The following is a 12,884-nucleotide window of genomic DNA, read 5'->3' on the forward strand; positions in this document are numbered from 1 at the left end:
TCCGGAAACCTGCGAGGTGCAGCTTTCGATTCGCGGGTGTTGCGCGGTGGCCGCATGACCAAGTGCAACGGCGAAGCTGCCAGCTATGCGCCGTCGATGGCGCAGCTGGTCAGAGCCACCGTTCGCGCGTGGGGCGTCCGGCTTTTGCCGGCGGCGCTGCTGATGGGGCTTGCCGCGGGTTCGGCCAGCAGCGCCGACAGATACTGGGACCCCAACGGCACGGCCGCGGGCCGAGGCGGCACGGGTGCCTGGAACACGACGGGGCTTTTCTGGAGCCCGAACAATGACGGCACCAGCGGGCCATATACTTTCTGGAGCAATGGCGCGCTCGACGATGCGATCTTCGGCGATGCCGTCACCGGCTCGGGATTTGCCGGCACGGTGACGCTGGGCGTGCCCATCACCGTGCACAACATGACATTCGAAGACGACACCGTAGCGCCCTTCGTCCAGACCGCGTACTCGATCAATGGCAGCACCCTGACGCTCGGCGGCGTGACCCCGACGATCAATGTGATCGGCAACTCGTCCGACATTGTCACCATCAACTCGGTCATCGCCGGCACGGCGGGGCTGACCAAGACCGGCGGCGGCTTCTTGACGCTCAACGGCGCCAACACCTTCAGCGGGGGCATCACCCTCAGTGGCGGCAGGCTGACCGTGAATGGCGATGCGGCGCTCGGCAGTGCCGCGAATGGTGTCACGATGGCGACCGGAACCGCTTTGGCCAGCACCGGGGCGCTCGGCGCTACCCGAGTGGTCACAGTGAGCGGCCAGGTCAGCCTGGTCGATACCGGGGCGGGCACGACCGGCGTCGGCTCGGCTCGTTTCACCGGCACCGGCGGGCTGAACGTCGGCTCCAACGTCAAGATGACCAATGATGCCAACGACTACACCGGCACGACGGTGTTTACGGCCACCAACTTCAGCACCAGCACCTACTCCTTCTCCTCCATCGCCGATCTCGGCGTGGCGAGTTCGCTGGGCGCGCCGGTGACGGTCGCCAACGGCACGATCACGGTGGGAACCGCCGGAAACGCCGCCGGCGTAGCCAACTATACCGGCGACGGCGACAGCTCCAACCGCAACTGGCAGCTCAATACGAGTACTTTTGGCCCCGCGTACATTCGGAACAACGGTACGGGCCTTCTGACCCTGACCGGCAACATCGCCGGCAGTGGCGGAAACCAGGCCATCCTTTCCGCGCTGACAAATGACCTTGCGCTGTCGGGCGTGATCAGCACTGCCGTAAACGCGCAGCAAGTGACCTTCGAAGGTGGCGGACTCGCCCGCACCATCACCGTCACCGGCGCCAACACCTATGCCGGCCAGACCAACATCAACGCCGTGACGGTGCGTACCAATTCGCTGGCAAATTCAGGCACCAACAGCGGCTTCGGGACGGGCAGCACCAATTCACTAATCGCTTTCACCAGCGGCGCGCTAAGCTATTTCGGCGCCGGCGCCAGCACCAATCGCACGTGGCTTGTCACGACCGCCGGCAACATCCGCAATGACGGCACCGGGGCGCTGACGCTGAGCGGAGGCGTGGCGTTCGATGGCGGGCTCGGCCAAGATCTTCTGACCCTCGGTGGCAGTTTTGCCGGCGTGAACACGGTCTCCGGCGTGATTTCCAGTTCGGGTAACGTGATCATGGACGGCGCCGGCACCTGGGTGCTCGCCGGCGCCAATACCTACACCGGCAGCGTCACAGTGCAGAACGGGACGCTTCGCGCCGGCAGCAGCCAGGCCTTCGGCGCCCCCAACGCGGCCATCGTCAATGGCGGCGTGCTGGATCTCGGCGGCAACGACATCACCTTCACGTCGCTCGCGTCGGCGGCCGGCTCCGGCGGTCAGGTGCAAACGACCGGCACGCAACTGACGGTGAACGGTACGGCCAGCACCAGCTTTGGCGGCGATGTCACCGGCTCCGGCGGCCTCACCAAGCTCGGCACAAGCACGCTGACACTGACCGGCGCAAACAGCTATACAGGCAACACCACGGTCGGCGGCGGCACGCTGGCCCTGAACTTCGCCGGAGCCGGCGGACCGGCCGGCAACATCGTCTCGGGCGCCTCGACCTTGAACATGGCGGGCGGAAAGCTGGTCGTGACCGGCGCCGCGGGCGAGGCCAACACCCAGACCTTCAATGGCCTGAATGTCACCGCAGGCAGCAACAAGGTGACCGCAACATCCGGCGCCAGCGGCGGCAGCATCACCGTCAATCTCGGCGCCGTCAACCGCACCGGCGGCCTGATCGATTTCGCACTGCCGGTCAATGGCAACATCAAGACCAGCTCGGCGACCCTGGGCGGCTGGGCCACCGTCAACGGCACCGACTACGCCGCGGTGGACGGAAGCAACAACATCGTCGCCTTCACCGCCTACGCGAACAAGGACAACGCAGCCTTGTGGCTGAACGGTGATGTCGTCAGCGACACGGCCGGCGCCGCGAACACGGCTTATTTCGGTACGGTCAGCGGCAGCAAACAACTTGGCGGCCTGAAATACACGGCGGCGGCAAACTCGACGGTGACCGTCGGCGCCGGCAACACGCTGGGCGTGGACGGCGCGATCATCGTATCGTCAGCGTCAGGAACCCAGACCATTACCGGCGGCAATCTGACCGGAGGCGCGGGCGGCAGCGTGCTGGGCGTGCTGCAGAACGGCGGCGGCAGCTTCATCATCAACTCCACAATAGTCGACAATGGCGGCGCCACAACCTTCGTCAGTGGCGGAAGCGGGGCTGGGCAGGTCACGCTGAACGGCGCCAACACCTATACCGGCGCCACGACGCTGAGTTCCGGCATCCTCAACGTCAACAGCATCGGCAATGGCGGCGCCGCGAGCGCGATCGGCGCCTCGTCGGCGGCGTCGTCCAATCTGGTGATCGAGAACGGCACGCTGCGCTACACCGGCGCCTCGGCCACCAGCGACCGCGGCTTCACGCTTGTCAATGGCGGCCCGGCGAGGACAATCGACGTCACCAACGCCGCAGCCAATCTGACGTTCACCGGACTTGTCACCAGCCCCGACGATGCCGGCCTCACAAAAGCGGGCGCAGGCACGCTGACGCTGGCGAACGCCGCCAACGACTATGTCGGGGTTACCACGGTCACCGGCGGCACCCTGTCGGTCAACACGCTCGCCAATGGCGGTGTGGTCAGCGGCATCGGCGCCTCTTCGAGCGCCTCGGCGAACCTGGTTCTGAGCACGGGCGGGACGCTGCAATATACCGGCGCCACGGTCAGCACCGACCGCGGTTTCACCCTTGGCAGCGGCGTCGGCGCCATCGACGTGAGCGCCGCTGCGACCACGCTGACGGCAAGCGGCGTGGCTGCCGGCGCCGGCACCCTGAACAAGAACGGGGCCGGGACGCTGGTGCTGTCCGGCATCAACACCTACACCGGCGGGACCACCGTCAACGCCGGCGTCCTGCGCGCCGGCTCGGCAAAGGCGTTCGGCAGCACCACTGCCGTGATGACCGTGAATACGGGCGCCACCCTTGACCTCAACAATATCGCCGGCATGGCCGTCGGCGCACTTGTCGGCGGCGGCAATGTGACCATGGGCTCGGCCACGCTGACGGTGGGTGGAAACAGCGGCACGTTCAGCGGCACCATCAGCGGCACCGGCGGACTGGTCAGATCGGGCGGCGGCGCGCAGGGGATGAGCGGCTGCAACAACACCTACACCGGCGTCACCAGCGTCATCGGCGGCACCTTGAGCGTGGACTGCCTGGCCAATGGCGGTCAGGCGAGCGGCATCGGCGCTTCGGGCGCGGCTTCCGGCAATCTTGTGATCGTGAATGCAACGTTCTCCTATACCGGCGGTAGCGTCACGACCGATCGCGGCTTCACCGCGACAGGCGGAGGCGGAGCCAACAGCGCCTTCAACATCACCGATCCAAACGCCACGCTCGAATTTACCGGCGTCTTCGCCGGCAGCGGCTCGATCGTCAAAGGCGGCGCCGGCACGCTGATGCTGTCGGGCGCCAACACCTATAGCGGCACAATTACGGTTGGAGCAGGCATCGTGCGGGCAGGCTCCAGCGCCGCCTTCGGCACTGCCGCCGTGGTGCTGAACAACACCGCCGGTGTGACGCTGGATGTGAACAACCAGACCGTCAGCGTAACCTCGCTCGCCGGCGGGGGCACGACCGGCGGCAATGTCACCCTGGGCAGCGGGACGCTGACGATCGCCAATCCTTCCGGTCAAAATTACGCCGGCGCCATCAGCGGTACCGGCGGCCTCGTCAAGAACGGCAACGGTGCGCAGACGCTTTCCGGTTGCAACAGCTCCTACACCGGTACAACCACGGTCAATGCCGGCACGCTGGCGGTGAGCTGCCTGGCTGACGGCGGCACGAACAGCTCGATCGGCGCTTCCAGCGCGGCCGCAAGCAATCTCGTGATCAATGGCGGCACCCTGCAATATGTCGGCGCGGGGAGCAGCACCAACCGCCTGTTCACGCTTGGCCCCTCCGCCACCAGCGCGCTCGATGCGTCGGGCACCGGCGCGGTCAATTTCACCAATACCGGGGCGATCGCCTTTAGCGGCGTCAACACCTCGCAGACGGTGACGCTGACCGGTATCAGCACCGCCAACAACAGCCTCGCTGCGCAGATCACCAACAATGGCTTGGGCACGACCTCGCTGACCAAGTCCGGCTCCGGCACCTGGATCCTGAAGAACTCCGCCAGCACCTATACCGGCGTCACCACCATCAATGGCGGCGTGCTCGGTGTCGACAAGCTGGCCAATGGCGGCCAGGCAAGCAGCATCGGCCAGTCATCCAGCCTGGCGTCGAACCTGGTGATCGGCACCGGCTCGACCCTGCGCTATACCGGCGCCGGCGACACCACCGACCGCCTGTTCACACTGTCGACCGGCAGCAGCTTCATCGAGTCGTCCGGCACCGGCGCGGTCGTCTTCAGCAACACGGCCGCGGTGACGCAAACCGGCAATGGTGACCGCACGATCGCGCTCGGCGGCACCAACACCGGCCTCAACACGATGGGCGGCGCCATAGCCAACGGCCCCGGCGGCGTCACCACGCTGGCCAAGAACGACAGCGGCACCTGGGCTCTGACCGGCAATAACACTTTTACCGGCAACACCGTCATCAATGACGGCAATTTGATGATCGGCAATGGCGGCACCACCGGCAATGCCGGCGCCGGCAACGTCATCGTCAATGCCCCGACCTCGACGCTGTCGATCAACCGCAGCGACACGTTCAACTTTACGGGGACGCTGAGCGGCCCCGGCAGCCTGGCGCAGATCGGCACCGGCACCACGGTGCTGACCTCGGTCGGCAACGTCATCGGCGCGACCAGTGTCAACGCCGGCACGCTGCAGGTGAACGGCGTCCTCTCCACGGCGACGATCGCCATGAACGGGGCCGGCACGCTGACCGTGAACGGCACCGTGCAGGGTCCCGGCGCCACGCCCTCGACGGTGACCGGCGATGCCGGGGCGAGCACGATCAACGTCAATTTGGGCGGCACCTTGCTGGCCAATGGCGACCTAGGCGGCGGCAACGACACGGTGAGTGTCAGCGGCACGCTCAATACGGGCGCCGCCGCGCTCAACCTTGGCGCCGGAAACGACACGCTGGTTCTCAACGATGCCGCCGCGATCAGCGGTGTTGGCGTCAACGCCGGCACTGGCGGCGAGAGTGGTGCAGGCGACACGCTTCGGGTGGTCACCGCGATAAATCGCACGCTGCAGGGCGCCAGCGTCAGCGGGTTCGAGAGCCTGGACAAGCAGGGCATCGGAACGCTTACGCTTTATGGTGACCATAGCTACAGCGGCGGGACGACCATCCAGGGCGGGGTGCTGCAGGTTGGCAACGGACCAACGGCGGCCACGCTGAACACGCCAACTGTCGTCAACAATGGCGCTCTCATTTTCGCGCTGAACAACGACTATACCTTCGCCGGAACGATCACCGGCTCGGGAAAAGTGTCGAAGACCAATCTCGGCACGACCACGCTCACCGCGGACAATAGCTACGCTGGTTCGACAAATGTCCTTGTCGGAACACTCATCGTCGACGGCAACCAGTCTGGCGCGACCGGAGTCACCATTGTTGGCGCCAGCGGAACCTTGGGTGGCAAGGGAACGATAGGCGGCAGCGTCAACGTCTCCGGCGCGCTTGCCCCAGGTGCTCCCGGCAACGCCGCCGGAACCCTGACGATCAACGGCAATCTGGGCCTCACCAGCGGCGCGGCTCTCAACTACAATTTCGGCCAGGCGAACGTGGCCGGCGGCGCGTTCAACGACCTTGTCAATGTCGGCGGCAATCTGACGCTGGACGGGACGCTGAACGTGACACAGAGCCCCGGTGGCACGTTCGGCCCTGGCGTCTACCGTGTCATCAACTATGGCGGCACGTTGACGAACAATGGCCTCAACGTCACCGACCCAAATTATGTCGTGCAGACCTCGGTCGCCAACCAGGTCAACCTGGTCAATTCGGCGGGGCTACAACTCAGCTACTGGGACGGCGATGCCGGTCCGCATTCCAACAGCATCGTCAATGGCGGCAATGGCACATGGCGCGCCGCCGGCGACCAGAACTGGACCGACTCCACCGGCCTTTTCGCCGCTCCCTTCGCCAATGCCAGCTTCGCGATTTTCCAGGGCGCCGCGGGCACGGTGACCGTCGACAACACCAACGGCCAGGTACAGGCCGCGGGGATGCAGTTTGCCACCAATGGCTATCTGGTCCAGGGCGGCCCGATCGAGCTGGTCGGCGGCGCGAGCATCATCCGCGTCGGCGACGGCACGGGCGCCGGTGCAGCCTACGTCGCGACGATCAATTCGAGCCTGACCGGCAACAGCCAGCTGGTGAAGACCGATCTCGGCACGCTGGTTCTCTCGGGGACCAACAGCTATACCGGCGGCACGAGCATCAATGGCGGAACAGTCCGGATCTCGCAGGACGCCAATCTCGGCAACGCAGCGGGCGGCCTGTCGTTCAGCGGCGGCACGCTGAACACGATTGCCGACATCACGAGCGGGCGTGCCGTTACGCTCGCCGGCGCCGGCACGTTCCTGACCAATGGCGGCACGACGACCACATTGACCGGAGGCATCACCGGGGCAGGCGGGCTGACCAAGGACGGCGCCGGCACGCTGGTGGTTGCCGGCGATGCCACGCATTCGGGCGGCACGACCGTCACGGCGGGCATCCTGCAGGTCGGCAACGGGGCGACGGCCGGCACGCTGGCCGGCAACGTGACCAACAACGCTGTCCTGGCCTTCAATCGTTCGGACAGCCTGACCTTTGGTGGCGCGATCACCGGCACGGGCGCCGTACGGCAGATCGGAACCGGCACCACGGTGCTGACGGCCAACAGCAGCTACAGCGGCGGCACGACGATCTCGGCTGGCACGCTGCAGCTCGGCAATGGCGGCTCTGCGGGCTCGTTCACCGGCGATGTGACGGACAATGGCACGCTGGCGTTCAACCGCTCGGATAATTTCACCTTCGGCGGCACGATCAGCGGCACAGGCGGCTTGAGGCAGGTCGGCAGCGGCACGACCATCCTGACCGCAAACAACATCTATACGGGCGCGACCGTGATCGACGGGGGCACGCTTCTGGTCGATGGCGACCAGTCGGCGGCCACAGGCCTGACAGCCGTCAATGCAGGTGGTACGCTGGGCGGTACGGGCATCATCGGCAGTAATGTCTTTGTCTTCAATGACGGCGCATTGAACCCAGGTGATGTCGGGGCCACACCAGGAACGCTCACCATCAACGGCGGTCTGAGTTTGCTTAACGGCTCGACCCTCAACTACAATTTCGGCCAGGCGAACGTACCCGGCGGCGCCTTCAACGACCTGACTGAAGTCGGCGGCGATCTCATCCTCGACGGCACGCTCAATGTCGCCGTTTCTCCCGGGGGAACCTTTGGCCCCGGCATCTATCGGGTGATCAGCTATGACGGCGCCCTGTTCGACCATGGCCTGAATATCGGCACCATCCCTTCGCCTGACTTCTTTGTGCAGACATCAATCGATCATCAGGTCAATCTGGTCAACACGGCCGGACTTACGTTGAACTACTGGGACGGCGCGGCCGGACCGAAGAACGACGGTTTCGTCAATGGCGGGGACGGGCTCTGGCAAGCTTCGGCCGGCAACGACAACTGGACCGACAGCGCCGGTATCGTCAACGCTCCCTTCACCGACAGCGCGTTTGCCATCTTTGCCGGCGCGGCTGGAACCGTATCAGTGGACAACAGCCTGGGCGGCGTCAGCGCTTCCGGAATGCAGTTCGCCACGGGGGGCTATGTGATCCAAGGGCAGGATGTCGCGCTGGTCGGCCCGCAGTCGATCATCCGCGTCGGCGACGGCACTGCTGCGAGCGCGGCGTACAGCGCGACGATCAGTTCGAACCTGACCGGCAACACCCAACTGGTGAAGACCGATCTCGGCACGTTGCTTCTGGCCGGGACCAACAGCTACACCGGCGGCACGGCCATAAACGGCGGTACGCTGCAGGTATCGGACGACGGCAACCTGGGTGCCGCGGCCGGAGCGCTCAGCTTCGATGGCGGCACGCTGCGCAACACCGCGGCCTTCAGTTCCGCCCGCGACGTGACGCTCAATGCCGGCGGCGGCACCTTCGAGACCAATGCCGGTCTGACACTGTCGGGCCTGATTGGCGGCGCGGGCGGCCTCACCAAGACCGGCGGCGGCGCGCTTACCCTCACCGGCGCCAACAGCTACACCGGCCCGACCACGGTCTCGGCCGGCAGCCTGTTCGTCAATGGCAACCAAAGCGGGGCAACCGGGCTCACCTCGGTCCAGAGCAGCGCCACGCTCGGTGGCACCGGCACGCTCGGCGGCGACGTTACAATCGCCGACGGCGCCACGCTGTCTCCCGGTGCGGCCGACGGCACTCCAGGCACGCTCGCCATAGCCGGCAATCTGTCGCTCTCCGGCGGCTCGATCCTGAACTACAGCTTCGGTCAGGCGAATGTCGCAGGCGGCGCGCTCAACGACCTGACCACGGTCGGCGGCAATCTGGTGCTTGACGGCACGCTCAACGTCTCGGTTTCGCCAGGCGGCACGTTCGGCCCCGGCGTCTACCGGGTGTTCAACTACAACGGTACCCTGACCAATAACGGGCTGTCGGTCGGGTCGATCCCGTCGACGGATTATTTCGTGCAGACGGCAATCGCCAACCAGGTGAACCTCGTCAACACTGAAGGGCTGACACTGAATTACTGGGACGGCGCTGCTGGTCCGAAGTTCAACGGCGTCATCGATGGCGGCGACGGTGTGTGGCAGAACTCGACCGGCAACGACAATTGGGCAGACAGCACAGGCGCGGTCAATGCCCCCTTCACGGACAGCGCATTCGCGATCTTCGCGGGCGCGGCAGGCACGGTAACGGTGGACAACGGCCTCGGCCAGGTCGCGGCTTCCGGCATGCAGTTCCTGACCGACGGCTATGTCATCCAGGGCGGTCCCGTCGCGTTGGCCGGCGGACCGACATCGACCATCCGTGTCGGCGACGGCACGGCGGCCGGAGCCGGCATCACGGCCACCATCGCCGCGCAGCTGATCGGCAACACCCAGCTGGTGAAGACCGATCTCGGGACGCTGGTGCTGACCGGCACCAACAGCTACACCGGCGGCACGGCCATCAATGGCGGCACGCTGCAAGTCTCCGCCGACGGCAATCTCGGCGATGCGGCCGGCGCTCTCGCTTTCAACGGCGGCACGCTGCACACGACGGCGAGCTTCAACAGTGGCCGCGCGATGAACCTTCTCGGCCAAGGCACGGTGCTCACCGACGCCGGCACGACGCTGACCTGGGACGGGACCCTGGCCGGCGCCGGCACCCTGACCAAGAGCGGCACGGGGACGATGGCCATCGCCTCGGACAGCTCGGGCTTTGCCGGCACGACCTCGATCGATGCTGGTACGCTCGCCGTCTCGGGCAGCCTGTGCGGCATCGTCAATGTGAACGCGGGCGGCCGTCTCCAGGGCACCGGCACTGTCTGTGACACCAACAACTTCGCCGGCGGCGTTATCGCGGCCGGCAATCCCGGCGTGCCTGGCACGCTGACGGTAGCCGGCAACTATGTCGGCAATGGCGGCGTGCTGGAGATCGAGACTGTGCTCGGCGGTGATGCTTCACCCACCGACAAGCTCGTGGTCACCGGCAATACGTCGGGCGCCACCGATCTGAAGGTCGTCAACCTGGGCGGCGGCGGGGCGCAGACTGTCGAAGGCATCAAGGTGGTCGACATCGGCGGGGCCTCCAACGGCACGTTCAGCCTGGTTGGCGACTATGTCTTCCAGGGCGACCAGGCCGTGGTCGGTGGGGCCTACGCATACAGGCTCTACAAGAACGGCGTCAGCACACCGGCCGATGGCGACTGGTATCTGCGCTCGGCCCTGGTCAACGGCGATCCCGATCCGCAGCCGCTCTATTCGCCCGGCGTGCCTCTGTACGAGGCCTATGAAGGGGTGCTGCAGGCCTTCAATGAACTGGGCACCATGCAGCAACGCATTGGCAATCGGTCGTGGGGCGAGGGTGCTACGCCGCAAGGTGCGGACCTGCCAGGCCAGGGCTCGGTCGACGGCAAGGCGATATGGGCGCGCATCGAAGCTGCCCATGCCGAGATCAAGCCGGAGACGTCGACCTCCGGCACGAACTATGACGTGACCACCTGGAAGCTGCAGGCCGGCGTCGATGGCCTGCTGCACGAAAGCGACGCCGGTACCCTGATCGGAGGGATTACGGCCCACTACGGAACCGCGTCGTCGGACGTGTCCTCGATCTTCGGGGCAGGGTCGATCGCTGCCACCGGCTACGGCGTCGGCAGCACGCTCACCTGGTTCGGCAGCGGTGGCTTCTACGTCGACGCGCAGGCCGAGGCGACATGGTACGACAGTGACATCCGGTCGGCCACGCTGGGCACCACGCTTGCGGACGGCAACAACGGTTTCGGCTACGGGCTGAGCGTGGAGACCGGACAGAAGATCGCCCTCAACGGCAACTGGTCGCTGACGCCCCAAGCCCAGCTTGCCTATTCCTCGGTCGACTTCGACGCGTTCACCGACCCGTTTGGCGCCGTCGTGTCGCCCGGCAGCAGCAACAGTCTCGTCGGTCGGCTCGGCCTCTCCGCGGACTATGAAGACCAGTGGGTGGACGATGCGGGGCAAGTCAGCCGCACCCACATTTACGGGCTCGGCAACCTTTACTACGACTTCCTCGACGGAAATGATGTCGATGTGTCTGGCACGAAGCTGGTCAGCGAAAATCAGGCGCTATGGGGCGGTGTCGGCCTTGGTGGCTCGTTGAGCTGGGCGGACGGCCGCTACGCAGTCTTCGGAGAAGGGACAGCGCGGACAAGCCTCAAGGATTTTGGCGATAGCCACGCCCTGGGCGCCAAGCTCGGGTTCGCTGTGAAATGGTAGCGTCGATCAAGCTGGACATGTCGACTTTGGCTTGAGGGTCGTGTCCGGCACGGCTATGGAATCCGGACTTGCGGGCCACCCGGCTCGTCGCCCTCGGACGTTTCCTTACCGGCTGCCGGCATCAAGTACCAGGCTCGCATCCGAAGCACCCTGGCGGTCGATCACAGGGATGCCAGCGCGCTGGACATGCGCTCCAGTCCTTGGCGCAACAGAGCACGCGGGCAGCCGACATTCAGGCGAATGAAGCCTTCGCCGCCAGGCCCATAGACGCGGCCGTCATAGAGATTAACCCCGGCCCGATCGACAAAGAATTTCTGAATTCCACCCACTCGGCGATCGAGCGCGCACGCATCCAACCACACCAGAAACGATGCGTCGGGCCGCATGGGCGTGATGCCTGGAAGGTGTTCACCGGCGAACTCGCAAACCAGATCGATGTTGCCGGCGATGTAGCGCGTGAGTTGGTCGAGCCACGGCGCGCCGCTGCTGTAAGCAACCTCCAGGGCCAGGCGGCCGAAAAAGTTCGCATTCACCATGAATGACGCCTGCATTGCGGCAAGAAGCGCCTCGCGGCGCTTTTTGCTGGCTACCGAAATGGTTGCCGAAGGAACCCCGGCAAGATTGAAAGTCTTCGTTGGAGCGGTGCAGATGAACGATTTCTCGGCAGCATCTTCCGAGATGGAGGAGAAGACGATGTGGGGGCGATCCGACAACCTTATGTCGCAGTGAATGTCGTCGGATATGACCAGGATCCCATGGCGCTCGCAGATGTCGTTGAGCGCCGCCAATTCTTCGCGTGTCCAGGCCATTCCGGCAGGGTTGTGAGGATTGCACAGCAGGAATGCCTTGGCACCGCCGGCCGCCAGTTTCTCGAAATCCTCGAGATCGAGTTCATATCTGTTGTTCTGCAGCCTCAGCCGGTTCGTAAGCAGAACCCGCCCGTTTCCCTGAACAACTTCGAAATAGGGCGAGTACACGGGCGACTGCACAATGACGCAGTCACCGGGCTTGGTGAAGGTTCGCAGTATCGCAGCCACCGACGGCATGATCGCCGGCGCGGGAAGCAAGGTCTCCAGTTTCGGCGACCAGTTGTGCCGGTGCGCGAACCACGATTGCACGATCTCATAGTGGCGCGGATCGCGGCGTGTGTAGCCGTAAATGCCATGCTCCGCGGCCTCGCGCAGTCGCGCGATGACGGTTTCCGGAGCGCGGAAGTCCATATCCGCCGTCCACAGCGACAGCAGGTCCTGGCCCTCGACCTGGGGAGAGAACTCGTCCCACTGGTTGGCCCATTTGACGGATCCGAACTGCTGACGGTCGTGGATCTGGTCGAAATCTATTCCCGCGATATGTCGCTGCCCATGCGCCGATGCGGGCGTGTCTGCACAAGCCATTTGATAGTCACCTTGCCGCGGGCATTGCTTGTGGCATCA

General features: G+C 65.3%; 2 protein-coding genes. One reads left to right on the forward strand and one right to left on the reverse strand.

The window, feature by feature from the left end; all coding sequences use genetic code 11:
- The first annotated feature begins 9 nt into the window (after positions 1–9).
- Positions 10–11,451 carry an autotransporter-associated beta strand repeat-containing protein gene (locus NKH22_RS18535; RefSeq protein ID WP_502908579.1) on the forward strand — a complete coding sequence of 3,814 codons (11,442 nt, stop codon included), beginning with the start codon at positions 10–12 and terminating at the stop codon, positions 11,449–11,451.
- A gap of 161 nt (positions 11,452–11,612) precedes the next feature.
- Here NKH22_RS18535 and NKH22_RS18540 read toward each other — a convergent pair whose 3' ends face one another.
- Entirely contained in the window at positions 11,613–12,845 is a 1,233-nt protein-coding gene (locus tag NKH22_RS18540) for a MalY/PatB family protein (protein WP_352910423.1), read from the reverse strand.
- Positions 12,846–12,884 lie beyond the last annotated feature (39 nt).

The sequence above is a fragment of the Mesorhizobium sp. M1252 genome, assembly GCF_040318265.1.
Taxonomy (GTDB): Bacteria; Pseudomonadota; Alphaproteobacteria; order Rhizobiales; family Rhizobiaceae; genus Mesorhizobium.